The organism is Lactobacillus acidophilus (genome assembly GCF_034298135.1).
Taxonomy (GTDB): domain Bacteria; phylum Bacillota; class Bacilli; order Lactobacillales; family Lactobacillaceae; genus Lactobacillus; species Lactobacillus acidophilus.
Genome location: NZ_CP139575.1, coordinates 1,626,411 through 1,643,868, shown reverse-complemented (window position 1 = coordinate 1,643,868; position 17,458 = coordinate 1,626,411). Strand labels below are relative to the sequence as shown.

Genomic DNA, 17,458 nt, shown 5'->3' with positions numbered 1-17,458 from the left:
GCTTTTATATACAAATAGTAGCTTTTTTACATTTCTATATTTATAATAAACAGGTGACAACGATGCTGCTACTACACCGCTGTCTGAATAATAAGTTTGTTGTACTAAAAAAGATCGAAATTTTCAATTAAGAAAGTTTCGATCTTTTTTCAATGTGTAATTATTTTTTAGTTTTGACATATTTCTTAGGTTTAACCCGTTTAATATATGATGGATTTGGTTTACCTAAGATAAGTGGTACACGTTCGATAACCGTATCTGCGTATTCCAAACCGAACCATGAGGCAGGGTTAGATGATAGGTTTTGCAAACGAACACGTGCTTCAACTAACCATTTTTCATAACCAATTAGTTGTGTTTGTGGACTGATTACATCGTTGACGATAACGAATGAAAAGTCCCCAACGTCACGACCTGGTGTGGTGGTATATTCTTGTGGTTGAGGCTCAATTGTACCGTCAGCAATCAAGTCATGCACAATTTGACGAATATAGACATTCACACTAGTTTGCTTCTTGAAACCTAAGTAAAGCTGAATGTTGATTACGTTCTTAGTACCGTAAGTGTTAACAGCATATTCAGCGGTGAATGGTTCGTTAGTGACGTTAACGGTTACAAACCAATAAGCCTTAGCTCTTTTTGGACGTTTATCCAAAATGGAGTATAAGATTTCACGTTTGATAAACTTATTGTATTTAACGTTAGCCATGTAGACTAAGTTAGTAGCATAAGTTGGATAATTCTCATCGTGACTCAAGTTAGTCAACATATCAGTATATTCATCTAAACGAACATAGGCATTTCTAGCTTCGCGCTTGTCACGAATCTTGTTACCGTAGTACCAAACATACATGATAAATCCGATTGCGCCAGCGATAAATAATGATACGTAACCACCGTGGGTGAACTTGGTCAAACTTGAAATCATGAACATGATGTCAAGAACACCGAAGAAGATAAGGAAGATCCAGTTCCAAACTGGGTTAACCTTCTTCATTGCTAACCATTCATAAAGAAGAATGGTGGTCATCAACATTGAAATGGTAATTGACAAACCATAGGCTGCTTCCATGTGAGCTGAAGTTTGGAAGTACAAAACAATAGCGATGGTAGCAACACAGATACCTTTGTTGATAGAAGGGATGTAGATTTGTCCCTTTTCAGTTGATGGGTAGTCGATCTTCATTCTTGGTAAGAACTTCAAACCACTTGCTTCAGCAACTAAAGTAAATGATCCGGTAATCAATGCTTGTGAAGCAATAACTGCAGCGATAGTAGCTAAGATAATAGCTGCTAATCTGAAATCAGATGGGATCATTTCGTAGAATGGGTTAAGTACACCACCATCAGCTGGACGGTAGGTAGGATTGTTTAAAATCCAAACCCCTTGACCAAAGTAGTTAAGTGACAAGCAGACGAATACGAATGGCCAAGAACCAATAATGTTCTTCTTACCAACGTGTCCTACGTCTGAATACAAGGCTTCGGCACCAGTAGTTGCCAGGAAGATTGATCCTAAGATGAAAATTCCTGCTTTGTTATATGGACTAAACAGCAACTTGATTGCATAAACTGGGTTAATAGCTTGTAAAATTGACCAGTCGCCTGACATATTAATTAGGCCAATAACACCTAAGAAAGTGAACCAGACGAACATAATTGGACCAAAGGCTTTACCGATAATGCTGGTACCCATCTTTTGGATGGAGAATAAAACCAGCAGGATCAGCACAGTAATTGCAATAACCATGCTTTGTGACGAAACTGGGACGCCGCCGCCTAATTGCAATCCTTTTAACCCTTCAATGGCTGTCGTAACAGTAACAGCTGGAGTCAATGTACCATCGGCTAGGATAGCGGCCCACCAATTAAAGCCGGCAGAACCAGCCACTTGGCACGCTTTCTTACCAGTGTGTATAGGGCAAAAATACCACCTTCGCCGTGGTTAGTTGCCTTCAAAGCAATAATCACGGTCTGAAGGGTGGTAAGCAGTGTCACGGTCCAAAGAACCAGAGAAATAGAACCGATGATGAATTCACGGTTCACATTTCCGATACCGCCATTGCCTTCGACAATTGACTTCATAACATAAAGTGGACTAGTACCAATATCACCATAAACAATACCGATGGCGATAAGAAGGCCAGCCGCACTCATACGTTTGGACTTATTATTCATTATCAAAAATCTCCCACAAAATAAATTGTAGCTAGTATAAAAAATATAAAAAAAGAAAATGCCATGTTGACATTTTCTTGATACACCCATTTTCTTCCATTTGCGGATACAATGCAAGCAAAATAATTATGTTTTAATGTTAGTGAACGTTTTTGAAAAAAAGTGGGTAGAAAAAGTAGGGTGTTCGATGTATCTGACAGAAAGTAGGGTAAAGTGTTCAGTATATCGAACACCTTAGAGTCTGATTGGAACTCTCTAGGCTATGTTGCTAGCGCGTATATTTATTTTGCCATTTTTCAAAAGATGCTATAATATAATAGCAACTAAAGTATGTTGAGCGGGCGCGCAACAAAGGTGAGCTGATTACTTACCGAAAGACGTATTGTGGGTGGTCATTGAACCACCTTTTTTTGTGCAAAATAGTGAAAAAAGAAGTAACAAAAAAGCTCGAATCACATCGATTCGAGCCTCTTTTAAAAAGAAAATATTATGAAAGTGATGAAGGAATGTTACTACGTTGTTCTTCATCCCACTTTTCCCATGCTTCGTAAGTGAGCATTTCTTCTGGCTTAGCACCAGTCTTTTCAGCAATTACGTTAAGAATGTTCTTAAAGTTGTAGTCGTGGTATTGCAATACGTGATCTACAAGCTTCTTACGTGGGAAGTGAATATTGTTCAAAAGATAACCGTTAATATCAACCATGTTGTGATTGTCATCGTAAAGGTTGATTACTTCAAGGTTGTCTCCATCAAATTCTGAAATGTAGAAGTTAGCAAAAACTTTTAAGTAGTCAGGTTGGTCCTTGACTTCTTCAGCTGGCATAGTAACCTTGTTAGCTTCTGGAACAACGACTTTAAGTTCATCGTTTTCTTCGTTTTCTTTATCTGCTTGCGCTTGAGCGTTCTTTTCTTCTTCAGTCAAAGTTGTTACCCCTTTATTTAGAAATAAATAGATACAAAGTCAATAATAATTCTACAGACTTCTTCAAATAAAAGCAAATTAAACTACCCTTCATATAGGTAATTATTCATTTGAAGTTGAGGCTGCAGAACTAGATTGTTCTTGTTCAGTAGAAGATTGAGTTGATTGCTCGTGGCTGGTAGAAGTGCTACTTGATTGATCTTCACTTGATTGATCATCTTGAGACTTGTCTGATGAAGATTGATCGTCGGAAGAATTCTTATCCTTGTCGTCACTGCTTGAGCTAGCGTTTTTAGCATCTTTGTCTGATGAGCTGGAACTTGATGACTTGTCCGAGCTGGAATTATCAGATTGATTATCTTCCTTATTACTACTACTGTTTTTGTCATCAGATTGGCCAGACTTAACTGGCTTACCATTATTATTGTTTGACTTATTATAGGTAGAATTATTGTGAGAAACTGCGTTGGTGTGGCTAATATAAGCGCCAGCGCCACCTCCACCTAGAATAAACATAGCTGCAATTACACCCCAAAAGACTAATTTCTTCATATAAAGTACTCACCCTCTAATTTGGAAATATTTAGACGAATAAAACTCTAATGAGTTTTGAATTGTCAGTACATAGTTTAAGGCATCTGAGGATAAAGTTGTTTGATAAATGCTCAACTTTAAGTAATTTTAAGGAGCTAACTAACTGTGGGGGATGAAATAAAGCCAATAGAAAAAGCGAACCTAATAAGATTAATCTTTAGGAAAATCGAATAAAAATATTACTTTTTTGATATGTTTTGTCATAGTTTCGTAAAATTTAGTAAAGATTACGAGCGATAAATAGAGAACTTAATCTTGTCTTTTTCTTGCTATAGCTAGGTTTAGCACATTTTACAATTTTAAAGTGCTTGTAATGCTTGTGGGGGTAAGCGGTAGGTGAAATATTACAAATAGTATTTTTCGGTCATTTTAACTTGCTATTTCTTGAAGAGGTTAGTACAATATGAATCGTGGTAAGTAATAGGACGTGCTTCAGGCGTGTTGCCTGTACGCATGCTGATTCTTCAGCAAGACTACTACCTCATGAGAGTTATAGACTCATGGATCTTGCTTTGAAGGGTTTTGTACATTATAGGCTCCTATCACATGCTGAACCTATGGCCTATTACATTTTTTTATATTTCAAGGAGGAAAAGACCACATGAAGAAAAATTTAAGAATCGTTAGCGCTGCTGCTGCTGCTTTACTTGCTGTTGCTCCAGTTGCTGCTTCTGCTGTATCTACTGTTAGCGCTGCTACTACTATTAACGCAAGTTCATCAGCAATCAATACCAACACTAATGCTAAGTACGATGTTGATGTAACTCCTAGTGTTTCTGCAGTTGCTGCAAATACTGCTAACAACACTCCAGCTATTGCCGGTAACCTTACTGGTACTATTTCAGCAAGTTACAATGGTAAGACTTATACTGCTAACTTAAAGGCAGATACTGAAAATGCCACTATTACTGCTGCTGGTAGCACTACTGCCGTTAAACCTGCTGAATTAGCTGCAGGTGTGGCTTACACTGTAACTGTTAACGATGTTTCATTTAACTTCGGTTCAGAAAATGCAGGTAAGACTGTTACCCTTGGTTCAGCTAACTCAAATGTAAAATTCACCGGTACAAACAGTGATAATCAAACTGAAACTAATGTTTCTACTTTGAAAGTTAAGTTAGACCAAAACGGTGTTGCTTCACTTACTAATGTTTCAATTGCAAACGTATACGCAATTAACACTACTGATAACAGTAACGTAAACTTCTACGACGTAACTAGTGGTGCTACTGTAACTAACGGTGCCGTTTCAGTTAATGCTGATAACCAAGGTCAAGTTAATGTTGCAAACGTAGTTGCAGCAATTAATTCAAAATACTTTGCAGCACAATACGCAGATAAGAAGTTAAATACTCGTACTGCTAATACTGAAGATGCTATTAAGGCAGCCTTAAAGGACCAAAAGATTGATGTAAACTCAGTAGGTTACTTCAAAGCACCTCATACTTTCACTGTTAACGTTAAAGCAACTTCAAATACTAATGGTAAGTCAGCTACTTTGCCAGTAGTTGTTACTGTTCCTAATGTTGCTGAGCCAACTGTAGCCAGCGTAAGCAAGAGAATTATGCACAACGCATACTACTACGACAAGGACGCTAAGCGTGTTGGTACTGACAGCGTTAAGCGTTACAACTCAGTAAGCGTATTGCCAAACACTACTACTATCAACGGTAAGACTTACTACCAAGTAGTTGAAAACGGTAAGGCTGTTGACAAGTACATCAACGCTGCAAACATCGATGGTACTAAGCGTACTTTGAAGCACAACGCTTACGTTTACGCATCATCAAAGAAGCGTGCTAACAAGGTTGTATTGAAGAAGGGTGAAGTTGTAACTACTTACGGTGCTTCATACACATTCAAGAACGGCCAAAAGTACTACAAGATCGGTGACAACACTGACAAGACTTACGTTAAGGTTGCAAACTTTAGATAATAAGTCGTAGCACTAACGCTAACAAAATGAAAAAGGCAGAGCGAAAGCTCTGTCTTTTTTTGTGTTTTAAATTTTTATTTCACTTCTAAACATACAGTTCTAATAGGATCTTCTGATACTTCGATTCTATGCAATTTACTCTTAATTATCTTCAATTCTTTACTGATTTCAGTAGCTAAATATTCTGATAACATCTCCGTTGAAAAGAATTTAGACTCAAACTGTGGTAAATCATTTAAATACTTATTACTCAGTGGTTTGATTACTTTCTCAATCGCATTTTCAAAATCACTAAAAGGAATAAATTTCTCATTCGTAGAAATAAAGCATACTATTTCAAATGTATTCGCCCGTTTATGGTCAGTTTCTCGTTTGTAATTTATAGTAAATGAAGCGTTTAAAAAACTAGTGATCTTGTAATTCTTCTTTATTTTTACCATAGTGAAAAATCCTCGTGAAATCTCGTTTTACTATATTATTGAAAGCCTTAACTTCGCCAGTCATATTTCTGGTAGTCCATTCAGCCGGTGTAGTCATTGCATTGATAATCCCAATTACTTGAATAAAACTGCATACAAAGTAATAAATTGGGAGTGAAAAAATAATGTAAAACTTCGATAAATAGTACCGTCGGTCTGACTTAAAGTTCTTTAAGAATGACTGAATATTAATAAAATTTAATGCAGAGATCAGAATATATAAGAAATACAGTAATACAAATGACAAGCCTATAACCTTAACTGAATATCCTAAAGGGATAAGGAATAAATATGCAAACATCCAAATTACTCTCAATAATAGTATTGTATGATCCATGATTAATCGTCTAACAATAAAATTACTGAAAATATTAGATATTCCAATTGATCTACTTTCGAAGAACATGTGAAGAGTCTCTAACTCCCCGCGCTGCCAGCGTTGACGTTGAGTATATAGCTTATTCAAATTATCCAAGGGATAAACATAGAAAATTGCTTGGGGGCAAAGAATTACTTTACCATGTAATTGATATCTAATTTGGAAAGTCATATCAATGTCCTCACCCACGGTTTCAATGTTGTACAAATTGGTATGCAATAACTTATCACGTCTAAACGCTGAAAAAGCCCCTGACATCGTGAATAAATGATTATCTTGTGATTCTACTGCTCGACCTGCTAAAAAAGACTGACTATATTCTAGATATTCATTTTCTCTAACAAACTTTAAAAATCGATTCTTTGTTTTTTTGATCAAATCTTTTCTAGTAAGAATGGTTCCAGTCAACGCATCAATTGAAGGATCGTTTTCAAAGTCTGTAACCATATTTTTCAAAGCATCATGTTGCAAAATACCATCACTATCAATATGAATTACATATTTTCCAATTGATTTATAAATTGCTGCATTCAGAGCTTTAGCTTTTCCTTGATCAGTATTAATCCAGTTCATATAAAGATCAGGGAAAATATTTCTTGCATGTAAATATACTTGATAACTTTCATCCGTACTTTGATTATCTGCAATAATAATTTTAATCAAGTGTTCTGGATAGCTTGAATCTTTAATAGACTTAATACAATTAAATAAAGTATCAGCAGAATTATACACTGGAATAATCAGAGTAATATAAGGATACTCTTTTAAAGGTTTAATATTCTTCAAGTGTCGTTTAGCCATTAGTAGACTAAAAAATCCTACGACAGCTGGAATAAATTCGTAAATAATAGGCACTAAAAGCCAAGATATCCAGAAACCAAGTTGAATAATCAAGTTAGCAATATACATTATCTATTCCTCCAACCTCTGATAATCTGACTTTTAGTAAACACGTTGTAATACAAAATGATAGTCAGCATATAAAAGATAATACGACTAACAACTAAGTTAGTAACAGAAATACTATCCGTACTAATATATTTCACGCTTAAAACAACTAACATAATTCGCAGAATATTAGCTCCCGTTATCCATAAAAAACCTTCAATTGTGCGTAAGATTTTTTCTAACGGTGAAAAAATAGGATAAAAGATTAACAAGCATTCAAATACCAGGAATTCTAACATTCCTGAACATTCATAATCGATACTAATCTGAACCAGATTATGTTGACTGGATAAATACATTAAATTTTGATCCACAAGTGTTGTAAATAAATGTGTAGTATTGCCGATAACAGACATAACCCAGGAAATACATACAGACATCCAATAAGACAACTGTTGATGGAATAAAAAAGTCAATATTACGAACGTACTGATACTAGCCACCCAGAAGTAAAGACCAAATATTTTTGCTCTTTTTAAAACAGATAATACATAAATCCAAGCCATTATTAATAAGCAAATTAGTACAGGTATGATAGGAAAGGTGCTCAATCCTATATTAGTTATACTTGCTTTCCTAGATTGTGAAATAATTGGTTCTATTTGCATAATTGCAGATTGTGATAAATTAGAATCTAAGCTTTTAAGGGGAACACTTAACAAAAAAATATACACATATTTTTTATTTTTGGATTTAGTTTTGAAAAATTCACCTTTGTACAAAGTGGATTTTCTTTTGAACTCAGTTGATGTAATTTTTACATCTACCTGATGTTTAGTTTTTTTCTTAAAACTATATTTATCAAGCTGAGCGTTTACTATATATTTACGTGAGCCTGCAGTCAACTGAAATTTAAGATTTTCTTTTTTCTTCGTTCTAACAATGATGTTTAGATCTTTAGGTGTAGTTTTAAATACTAAATTTAAATTTTTATATTGTTTTGAAGGTATAGTTTCGCTTGTTTCGCTTATTGCTGAAACTGTTTGCGTTGATTTCAAGGAGAATAATGTTAAAAAACATAGAAAAAATGCTATAAATAATTGAATTGTTTTTTCATTAATATTTGTAAATGTAATTTCATGAACTATACTTATAAATATTTTTACCCAAAAGAAAAGCGAGACCGAAGTCTCGCCTTTTTTGTTAGCGTTAGTGCTACGACTTATTATCTAAAGTTTGCAACCTTAACGTAAGTCTTGTCAGTGTTGTCACCGATCTTGTAGTACTTTTGGCCGTTCTTGAATGTGTATGAAGCACCGTAAGTAGTTACAACTTCACCCTTCTTCAATACAACCTTGTTAGCACGTTTCTTTGATGATGCGTAAACGTAAGCGTTGTGCTTCAAAGTACGCTTAGTACCATCGATGTTTGCAGCGTTGATGTACTTGTCAACTGCCTTGCCGTTTTCAACTACTTGGTAGTAAGCCTTACCGTTGATAGTAGTAGTGTTTGGCAATACGCTTACTGAGTTGTAACGCTTAACGCTGTCAGTACCAACACGCTTAGCGTCCTTGTCGTAGTAGTATGCATTGTGCATAATTCTCTTGCTTACGCTGTCTACAGTTGAAGGAGTAACTTCCTTACCGTTAGTTACTGAAACAGTTACTGGTAATTGTGCAGTTTCATTGTTTTGAGTTGATTCTGCGTGGAAAGTTAAGCTCAATGAAGCTGGTGCAGTGAAGTAACCTTGTGCATCAACATCAATGTTTTGAGCTCTTAACATAGTAGCAACAGCTTGAGCGTTGTTGTCAGTCAAACGAACGTTAGCATTGCTGTTAGCGTTGTTCAATTGAGAAGCTTGGTACTTAGCGTTAAATGCGTTAACGATTTCTTGTACGTTAGCACGTGCGTTAGAACCAGCAACGATTGAAAGAGTACCGTTTTCTACAGTCTTACCAGTTTGGATGTCGTAGAATGAAACAGCTCTAACGTCGCTAGTTTCAACAACCTTAACGTTAAGAACTTGTGCTGAACCGAAGCTTACAACACCGTTCTTGTCAGTCTTAACTTGGATAGTCTTGCCTGCATCAACTGAAGTTTCTGAAGTAGCTGAAACCTTGTTAGCATCAGCTAAACCAGCAGCTGATACGTTCTTTGGAAATGCTAAAGTAATAGTCTTGTTAGCATTAGTTGAACCAAAGTTAAATGAAACACCATCTCTTAAAGTAACAGTTACAGCACTACCTGGTTCAAGACCGTTAATTTGTTCACCACTAAGTTCAGTATGGCCTGGAGTTGAAACAACAACACCTGCATTTGATGAACTAAAGTTTGCTGAATAGCTTGTACCGTTGTAAGAAGCGTTGATAGAACCAGAAATTCTACCGTTAGTGTAGCTTGAGCCATTCTTAGTAGTTACACCAGCAACTGATGAACTAATTTGTACATCTGAGTTGTTTGGTAATGGGGTAGCTGAACCGCCAACAGCAATAGCATTAACAGCGGCAGCGTTAACAGTAGATACAGCAGAAGCAGCAACTGGAGCAACAGCAAGTAAAGCAGCAGCAGCGCTAACGATTCTTAAATTTTTCTTCATGTGGTCTTTTCCTCCTTGAAATATAAAAAATGTAATAGGCCATAGGTTCAGCATGTGATAGGAGCCTATAATGTACAAAACCCTTCAAAGCAAGATCCATGAGTCTATAACTCTCATGAGGTAGTAGTCTTGCTGAAGAATCAGCATGCGTACAGGCAACACGCCTGAAGCGCGTCCTATTAATTGTCTTGGGTGGGAGGTGGGGGGTTATATTGTGCAAATTTTCAAAATTTAAAATAAACGTGGTTAGATGTAAAAATTGTAACTTATATTACTTTTTCTCTACAAATGGTATGAATGGCTTGTTTGACGAATGCTTGATGGATAAAATAAAGGTGTCGTTATAATTAGGAGGACATTATATGAAGAAGAGACTTTTGACCAGCATTGCTAGTGCAGCTATGCTGACAACAGTAGCTACCCCAGTAGTGAATAATGTAATGATGACTACCGCTCATAGCCAAAAGGTTTCTGCTGCCACCACTGATGAACAAGCTGCTTTTTTGAACAAGGCTGCCAAGCAAGCAGTTAAAGCCGCTAAGAAATACGGAACTTATCCATCAGTTATGATTGCACAAGCCATCTTAGAATCTGGCTGGGGACAATCAGCCCTTGCAACTGAAGCTAACAACCTTTTTGGTATGAAGGCTGATGATAGCTGGCCAGGTGAGACTTATTCTGCTAAGACTAGAGAAGAAGGCACCAACGGTAAGAGTTACTATATTGTAGCTAAATTTAGAAAATATAACTCATTTGAAGAATCATTTGAAGATAATGGCAAGAAACTTCGTGAAGGTGTGTCTTGGCAACCGCTTCGCTATAAGGGAACTTGGCTTGAAAATGCCAATACTTATGCTGATGCAACGAAGTCTTTAACTGGTACTTACGCCACTGATAGTAAGTATGACAGTTCACTTAACTCAAGAATTACCGATCATAATTTGAACCAATATGATCCAATTGTTTCGAAAACTGCTAAGGTTTACACCGTATCTAAGTCAGGCTCAGTTTATAATTGGCCAACTGACCACTCAGTAGCTAGCCCTGTTGGAACTGTTAAGAAGGGCGAGAGGGTTGTTGCAACTAAGACTATTACCTATAATGACGGTTCAACTCGTATGTACCTTGAAGGTAAAGGCTGGATTAACGGTACTTCACTTGGTAAGGGTAATTCTAAGAGTAGCGAACCAATCACTCAAGCACCTAAGGGCGCAACTAAGGTAGACAAGACCTTAATGCACAATGCCTACGTTTACGATAACAAGGGTACAAAGATTAAGGGTAAGATGTTCAAGCTTAACGAAGAAGAAGATGTTAAGATGATCAGTACCTATGGCACAAAGACTATTAAGGGTAAGACTTACTACCGTGTAGGCGAGAATGAATACATTGCAGCCGGCAACATTGACGGTACGCTTAAATTCTTAAAGCGTAATTCTTACGTCTATAACCAATACGGCAATCGCGATAACAGTTTGAAGCGCAAGAAGAACGAACAAGTTGCTACCTACGGTGCAGCAGTTACTATTAACGGTAAGAAGTATTACAGAATCGGTATTCGCCAATACATTAAAAAAGCTAACTTCATGTAGCTAGAACGGGGGCCGGATGTGAAGTTAAGGAAGAAGTTAATAACCTTAATTGCGGCAATAAGTTTAACAGGTGTTGCGACAAATACAGGCGTTAACATTGTTCAAGCCGACTCAATTAATGTACAAGCTAAAAAATATCAATATAGCGGTGTTACCTATTTATATAAGATGCTCAAGCTTGAAGGGATTAAGTATAATAAATTCCCAGGTGTTGAATATAAAACTGGTAAACCGGAAGGAATTGTAATTCACGAAACTGATGATCCTGGTGCAACAGCCCACGATGAAGCAATTTATTTTAATCGTGAATGGCCTAAAGTAAAGGCTTATGTTCATGCCTTTGTTGATGATGACCATGTCATCCAGATGAGATCACCTGAGATGGGTACTTGGGGCGCTGGACCTAATGCTAACGATCGTTTCATTCAGATTGAGCTTTGTGAAGAGAACACTCGTGATGCTTTTATTAAATCAATTAACAATGATGCGATTTATGTAGCTAAGTTGCTTCATCGCTATGATCTCAAGCCTGATAATGCTTGTGATGATGGTGAAGGAACGATTTGGTCACACCATGCCGTAAGTACTTATCTTGGAGGAACCGATCACGTTGATCCTGATGGTTACTTCGAAAAGTGGGGCTACAGTATGGATCAATTCTTTGACTTGATTCAGTATTACTATGATTTGCAAGCTAAGGATACTGATGCTAAGGAAAAGGATCCAGCTAAGAGTAAGAAAGATGTCGAAGCAATTCAAGGTGCAGTAACTTTAGGTCATGATGCTTATATTTATGATGCTAAAGGCAAGAACACCAAGAAACTTAAGAAGGCTGGTGGTCCTGTTGTTGTCATGGGTTACAAGGCTATGAATAATAAGAAGTACTACCAAATTGGTAAGAATCAATATGTAGTTGCCTCTAACATTGACGCTACAGATAGAGTAGTTAAGAAAAATACTTACTTACGAACTAATACTGGGCGAATCGAACCGGAAAACAAAGTCAAGAAGGGGAGCCGAGTATTAACTTATGGTAGTCGTGTCACAATTAAAGGCCAAAAGTACTATGCACTTAACGCCACACAATTTATTTTGGCAAGTGATATAGAATAATAGATAAACGTTACTTCAGAATTGAAGTAACGTTTTTTGTTTCGGAAGTAATTCATCTAAAGTAGGCATTATACCTATTTTTTTGTATAATTTTTATGTTGAATGAAAGAAAAGGGGAAAATAATGGCACAATTATCGCTATTTCTTGTCGTCTTATTGGCATTAGTAATACCAATATTCATGGCGCGTTTTCAGATTAGCACTGTTCCAACCGCAGTTGCCGAAATCATTGTCGGCATTATCATGGGCTCAAGTGGATTTAATTTAATTATTTCAACACATGATCTAACTTTTTTATCCAACCTTGGTGTAACTTTACTTATGTTTTTGTCAGGGATGGAAATTGACTTTGATATTTTACAACGAAAAGATAGTTCAAAAAGTAAATCTCATGCAGGTAAAACTGTAAATCCAATAAAGATTGCAGTTACTGCTTTCGGTGGAATTATGGTGATGGCTGTAGTTTTGGCCTTTGCTCTGAGAGCAATGGGATTATTCAGTGAAGTAATGCTTGCTGCAATTATTTTAATGACCGTTGCCTTAGGTGTAGTAATTGCCACTTTAAAGGAAAAGGATATTTTGAATCGTCCAATTGGTCAGACTGTTTTATTGACGGCTGTACTTGGGGAAGTTATTCCACTTCTTCTTTTAACGATTTATGCATCAATCAATGGTGGTAACGCTGAACAATTATGGTTGATTATCCTGCTGTTTTTGGCTGCGATTTTCTTATTACGCCGTTTCAAGCAGCCGTATGTCTGGTTTGCAAACGTAACTAAGGCGACGACACAGCTAGATATTCGTTTAGCATTTTTCTTAATTTTCGCATTAGTTACTGTTGCTCAAACTGTTGGTGCAGAAAACATTTTGGGTGCCTTCTTAGCCGGAATGGTTATGAAGCTACTAGAACCAAGTGAGGCAACTAAGGATAAGTTGACTTCAATCGGTTATGGATTTTTTATTCCAATCTTTTTCATTATGACTGGTGTGGGGCTTAACTTACGCTCACTCTTTGGAAAACCTTCATCATTAATGTTATTACCGGTATTGGTGATTTTCTTATTAATTGCCAAATTGCCAGTTGTATTGACCTATATGCGTTATTTCCAAAAGCGTAATGCATTTGCCGGTGGATTCTTAACAGCAACTACGATTACGATTGTTTTACCAACCTTGCAAGTTGCTAGAAAATTGCATGCGATTACTTCAACACAATCAGATGCATTTATTTTGGCAGCAGTAATCGTATGTATCTTGAGTCCGATTGTCTTTAATTCTAATTTTGTTTTATTACCAGAAGATAAGATTAAGAAGACTGTTTCGATTGTGGGTGCCAATGCAATGACTGTACCAGTTGCTCATGACTTGCATGATAATTGGTACTCGGTAAAGATGTTCACTGGCGATCAGGATCGCTATGAGACTTATGATAGTCGAGTAGAGAATTTGACATTTTTATCAGATCTTAACCAGAAGACGCTGGAAAAAGATGGCGTATTCGACTGTGACATCTTCGTAGCCTCGACTCATATCGATGAGGTTAATATTAAGTTAGCTAGAATGGCGCAAGAAGTTGGCGTAGAGCGGGTGATTGCGCGGTTAGGGCAAGTTAATAGTAACACGGTTGATGAATTTAGACAGAAGAATATTGAAATCTTCAACTTTACCAATGTCCGTGCTGCGTTGATGCGTGCACTTATTGAGACACCAACAGTTTACAAAATTATCACTGATACTAAGAATGTATTGTACTCAGTTAAAGTTGAGAATACTCATTATACTGGTAAACCTTTGGCAGATCTTGATTTCATTGATAAGATTACTGTCAGCCGAATTCGTCGTGGAGATGAGTGGTTAATTCCACATGGTTGGACTGTAATTGAGCCAGGAGATATTTTGGTCTTCTCAGGTGAATTTAAAGTAGCTGATCACGTACGTGATTTGCTTAGTCATGAATAAGTTAAAGACGGTTATTAACCGTCTTTTTTGATATAAAAAAGGCACGATGTCAATAATCACTGACATTGTGCCTTTTCAATTTAGATAAATTATTCTTCGGAATTCTTAGCTGTAGTTAAAATTTGCATGGATTCTAAAGTATTCACGAATGCTTCATCAGCCTTAACCTTATCGTGATTATCAATCATTTCAACAAAAGCGTTGAACTCACTGGCCATGCGATGTGAGTATTTATTCAAGTTATAACGCTTAGGTTTTTGATCACGCATTTCAATAGTGAAATTATTAAGCTCACCAGTTGAGCCATCGATATAAATACTACCTTTTTCACCTTCAATAAATGATCTAGGAGTTACATAACTATCTTTAGCGGCGATAAGCGCAGCTTGTTTATCAGGGTAAGACAAGTGCAAAATACCTGAAGTATCAACGCCTTTTTGCATATTAGCATAGTATTTAACTTTATCTGGCAAGCCGAATAATGCGCTAACTAAGTGAATATTATAAATATTCAAGTCCATTAATGTACCACCATCTTTGGCAGGATCAAATACTGGTGCGATTTTTCCTTTAAGGAAGTCATCATAGCGACTTGAATATTGAGTGTAGTTTAAGCTAACAATATGAATTGGAGCAATATTTTCAATTTCTCTTTGAATTCTCTTGAAGTTTTCTAAGTATATGTTGGTAATTGCTTCAACGATGATCAAATTCTTTTCATCAGCTAATTGCTTCAATTTTTTGGCTTCGTTAGTACTATCAACGAATGGCTTTTCACAGATTACATTTTTGCCATGTTCTAGTGCAGCTTTAGCCACCTGGTAATGAAGAAAATTAGGTACAGCTACATAAACAGTATCTACGTCAGGATCTGACATCAATTCGTCGTTGTCAGTGTAAGTCTTGTTAATCGAATATTTCTTAGCTAATTCCTGGGCAATATTTTCACTACGTTTAGTTGAGGAGATTGCCACTACATCCAAATTATTAATTTGATCAATTGCTGTTAAAAAATCGTGGACAATTTTACCACTACCGATAATTCCTAATTTCATAATATGCCTCGTTATTTCTTCTTATTATTTGTAGCAGGTAAAGGCTTAGCATTAGTTGCTGAAGTTGGTACCTTTAAGAAGTCGTGGCTACCAAAGTTGCCATAACTTTGACCAACTTTAACGGTCATTAACTTACCTAACTTCATATTAACAAAAATATTGAAGGTTGAAAGGCGATTATTTTTAACTACTGCCTTCACGGTCATATCTTTGTATTTACCGTATTTCTGAATTTGCTTAAAAGTCTTAGCTTGGTTTGCACTTTGAGCAACTGTATTGAAAATAGGGGATGCAGCTTTTTTCATTAAAGCTTTGTCGGTTATTTTAGCGTTTAAAGTGTAGGTTTGTTTATTACGCTTCATCTTGTATGCCTTAACTAATTTGTCACTTGGATTAAGAATGAAGTGATTATTCATAATTGCATCAGTTAATTCTGCATAAGAGTGACCGGTTAATTTTTCTAGATCAGCCTTATACCAAGTGTCGCGACCATTGATATATACATTATTTAAGTTGACCCATTCTTCACTAGAGGAGGTCTTACCCTTACTAGTAGTCTGGTTAGTAATGTGGTAAACAGTTGATTCACCGCCAAAAGTGGTATTGGCAATTGCTGATTGACTAGAAGTATCAGTGGCTAAGGTAACAGATTGAATTACTTGTCCACTCTTAAAACTTTTTCTTGCTTTTTGAACAACTTGATCTTTATTTAAAACAGGATCTGCCTTTTTTTGTTGGCTGCTGCATCCGCTCAGTAAAAATACTGCCGCAAATGAAATACCGATAATTGCTTTTTTAAGTTTCATATTTTTTCTCCTATACTCTTTAGCTTCTATTATAACGAAAAGCCCGAATCTGGTTCTAGATTCGGGTTTGTTTATTAATTATTTTTATTAATAGTTCCCAAATCAACAGCTGATTTCTTTACACTAGCAGGAACTGTTAAATTTTTAATTTGATCAATTTGGTCTACTTTCATAGTGAAAGTTTTTTGTTTGCCATCATCTTTATAGGTTGAAGCGATTTTTACATCATTAACGCTATAGTTTTTATCAACATCAATTTGGATATTATTGTTAATTGGCTTAACGTCATCTAGATCGATCCCAATTAGTGAGGTAACAGCAGAATCAGAAATAATTGCATTCCAAATTTGCTTACTATTGCCATTGTATTTTAGAGCATAACTATTACCGGTTTGCTGCACTTTGAATAATTTGCTAGTACCGATAAATGGAGTAAGGATAGTACCAAGGCTATCTGTTAAAGTTGAATATGAACTTGCTTTAGATAATTTAGTTTTGAACCAATGGTTAGAATTAGTTCCTTTCATTTGAATGTAATTATTTTTTCCTTCAATCCACATTTGATAATGGTTAGAATTAGTTGAAACATTGGCAAAAATAACTGTAGGATCTTTTACATATTGCGCTTCCGCTTTTTGCACTACTTCGTTTTTACTATTTTCACTCCATGTAGCATGCATTGACTGAAACTTGGTCTTTTGTGCATTGGTTAGGATTGTTTTAGCAGAAGGGAGGGTATTTTCCTTTTTACTATTAGAATTAGAAGAACAGCCGGTTAATGCGACAAGTAATAAACTAAACAAAACAACTACAAAATATTTCTTTTTGTTTTTCATGATTTTTACACTTCTCTTAGTATGCTTTTGTTATAAGTTAGCACAAAAAAGCAGAAAATAAAAAGTAGAAATAAAAAAAGATGTTTTTTTGCCCATATCTCTATGAAAAAAACTGTGAAATGTGT

13 protein-coding genes and 1 pseudogene are annotated in these 17,458 nt (G+C 36.1%); 4 read left to right on the top strand and 10 right to left on the bottom strand.

All coding sequences use genetic code 11. The features are described from left to right. Positions 1 to 160 precede the first annotated feature (160 nt). The 3 genes and pseudogenes from SO785_RS07905 to SO785_RS07895 form a co-directional block, all read right to left on the bottom strand. Positions 161 to 2,178, bottom strand: a pseudogene (locus tag SO785_RS07905) (KUP/HAK/KT family potassium transporter). Positions 2,179 to 2,665: 487 nt separating this feature from the next. Continuing rightward, positions 2,666 to 3,100, bottom strand: a complete 435-nt coding sequence (locus tag SO785_RS07900) for a hypothetical protein (RefSeq protein WP_003548785.1) — start codon at positions 3,098 to 3,100, stop codon at positions 2,666 to 2,668. Positions 3,101 to 3,202: 102 nt separating this feature from the next. Next, positions 3,203 to 3,652: a hypothetical protein gene (locus SO785_RS07895; RefSeq protein ID WP_003548787.1), complete on the bottom strand. Its 450-nt coding sequence runs from the start codon at positions 3,650 to 3,652 to the stop codon at positions 3,203 to 3,205. Between the two features lie 643 nt (positions 3,653 to 4,295). Between SO785_RS07895 and slpA the strand changes: the two genes are divergently transcribed. Beyond that, positions 4,296 to 5,630 (top strand): pore-forming S-layer protein SlpA, encoded by a 1,335-nt coding sequence (gene slpA / locus SO785_RS07890; protein WP_011254065.1) that lies wholly within the window; start codon positions 4,296 to 4,298, stop codon positions 5,628 to 5,630. Positions 5,631 to 5,704: 74 nt separating this feature from the next. Here the strand turns inward: slpA and SO785_RS07885 are convergent, their stop codons facing one another. From SO785_RS07885 to SO785_RS07870, 4 genes are all read right to left on the bottom strand, one after another. Then, positions 5,705 to 6,070: a 6-carboxytetrahydropterin synthase gene (locus SO785_RS07885; protein ID WP_003548789.1), complete on the bottom strand. Its 366-nt coding sequence runs from the start codon at positions 6,068 to 6,070 to the stop codon at positions 5,705 to 5,707. Beyond that, positions 6,036 to 7,397, bottom strand: coding sequence for a TIGR03111 family XrtG-associated glycosyltransferase (locus SO785_RS07880; RefSeq protein ID WP_003548791.1), 1,362 nt, complete (start codon positions 7,395 to 7,397; stop codon positions 6,036 to 6,038). The genes SO785_RS07885 and SO785_RS07880 overlap by 35 nt, the downstream gene beginning before the upstream one ends. Continuing rightward, complete coding sequence (gene xrtG, locus SO785_RS07875) at positions 7,397 to 8,434, bottom strand: exosortase family protein XrtG (RefSeq protein WP_021721263.1); 1,038 nt, start codon at positions 8,432 to 8,434, stop codon at positions 7,397 to 7,399. The genes SO785_RS07880 and xrtG overlap by 1 nt, the downstream gene beginning before the upstream one ends. 167 nt (positions 8,435 to 8,601) lie before the next feature. Further along, positions 8,602 to 9,972: an SLAP domain-containing protein gene (locus SO785_RS07870; protein WP_025079780.1), complete on the bottom strand. Its 1,371-nt coding sequence runs from the start codon at positions 9,970 to 9,972 to the stop codon at positions 8,602 to 8,604. A 362-nt stretch (positions 9,973 to 10,334) separates the two neighbouring features. Here SO785_RS07870 and acmB point away from each other — a divergent pair, with 362 nt between their 5' ends. The 3 genes from acmB (at position 10,335) to SO785_RS07855 (ending at position 14,636) form a co-directional block, all read left to right on the top strand. Next, positions 10,335 to 11,564 (top strand): beta-N-acetylglucosaminidase AcmB, encoded by a 1,230-nt coding sequence (acmB, locus tag SO785_RS07865; RefSeq protein ID WP_003548795.1) that lies wholly within the window; start codon positions 10,335 to 10,337, stop codon positions 11,562 to 11,564. An 18-nt stretch (positions 11,565 to 11,582) separates the two neighbouring features. Then, the gene (locus tag SO785_RS07860) at positions 11,583 to 12,677 is read left to right on the top strand and encodes an SLAP domain-containing protein (protein WP_003548796.1); all 1,095 of its coding nucleotides are present in this window, start codon (positions 11,583 to 11,585) and stop codon (positions 12,675 to 12,677) included. Between the two features lie 123 nt (positions 12,678 to 12,800). Next, complete coding sequence (locus SO785_RS07855; protein ID WP_011254067.1) at positions 12,801 to 14,636, top strand: monovalent cation:proton antiporter family protein; 1,836 nt, start codon at positions 12,801 to 12,803, stop codon at positions 14,634 to 14,636. Between the two features lie 89 nt (positions 14,637 to 14,725). Here SO785_RS07855 and SO785_RS07850 read toward each other — a convergent pair whose 3' ends face one another. From SO785_RS07850 to SO785_RS07840, 3 genes are all read right to left on the bottom strand, one after another. Next, a complete protein-coding gene (locus SO785_RS07850) occupies positions 14,726 to 15,691 on the bottom strand; it encodes a Gfo/Idh/MocA family protein (RefSeq protein ID WP_003548798.1) in 966 nt (321 codons plus the stop codon). Positions 15,692 to 15,702: 11 nt separating this feature from the next. Beyond that, positions 15,703 to 16,497 carry a hypothetical protein gene (locus tag SO785_RS07845; protein WP_003548799.1) on the bottom strand — a complete coding sequence of 265 codons (795 nt, stop codon included), beginning with the start codon at positions 16,495 to 16,497 and terminating at the stop codon, positions 15,703 to 15,705. Between the two features lie 74 nt (positions 16,498 to 16,571). Continuing rightward, positions 16,572 to 17,333 carry a DUF6612 family protein gene (locus tag SO785_RS07840; RefSeq protein WP_003548800.1) on the bottom strand — a complete coding sequence of 254 codons (762 nt, stop codon included), beginning with the start codon at positions 17,331 to 17,333 and terminating at the stop codon, positions 16,572 to 16,574. Positions 17,334 to 17,458 lie beyond the last annotated feature (125 nt).

Excerpts from the sequence above, each read along its gene's own strand:
- acmB (WP_003548795.1), top strand. The coding sequence starts at position 10,335 with ATGAAGAAGAGACTTTTGACCAGCATTGCTAGTGCAGCTATGCTGACA.
- SO785_RS07845 (WP_003548799.1), bottom strand. The coding sequence starts at position 16,497 with ATGAAACTTAAAAAAGCAATTATCGGTATTTCATTTGCGGCAGTATTT.
- slpA (WP_011254065.1), top strand. The coding sequence starts at position 4,296 with ATGAAGAAAAATTTAAGAATCGTTAGCGCTGCTGCTGCTGCTTTACTT.
- SO785_RS07885 (WP_003548789.1), bottom strand. The coding sequence starts at position 6,070 with ATGGTAAAAATAAAGAAGAATTACAAGATCACTAGTTTTTTAAACGCT.
- SO785_RS07880 (WP_003548791.1), bottom strand. The coding sequence starts at position 7,397 with ATGTATATTGCTAACTTGATTATTCAACTTGGTTTCTGGATATCTTGG.
- SO785_RS07870 (WP_025079780.1), bottom strand. The coding sequence starts at position 9,972 with ATGAAGAAAAATTTAAGAATCGTTAGCGCTGCTGCTGCTTTACTTGCT.
- SO785_RS07895 (WP_003548787.1), bottom strand. The coding sequence starts at position 3,652 with ATGAAGAAATTAGTCTTTTGGGGTGTAATTGCAGCTATGTTTATTCTA.
- SO785_RS07840 (WP_003548800.1), bottom strand. The coding sequence starts at position 17,333 with ATGAAAAACAAAAAGAAATATTTTGTAGTTGTTTTGTTTAGTTTATTA.
- SO785_RS07855 (WP_011254067.1), top strand. The coding sequence starts at position 12,801 with ATGGCACAATTATCGCTATTTCTTGTCGTCTTATTGGCATTAGTAATA.
- SO785_RS07850 (WP_003548798.1), bottom strand. The coding sequence starts at position 15,691 with ATGAAATTAGGAATTATCGGTAGTGGTAAAATTGTCCACGATTTTTTA.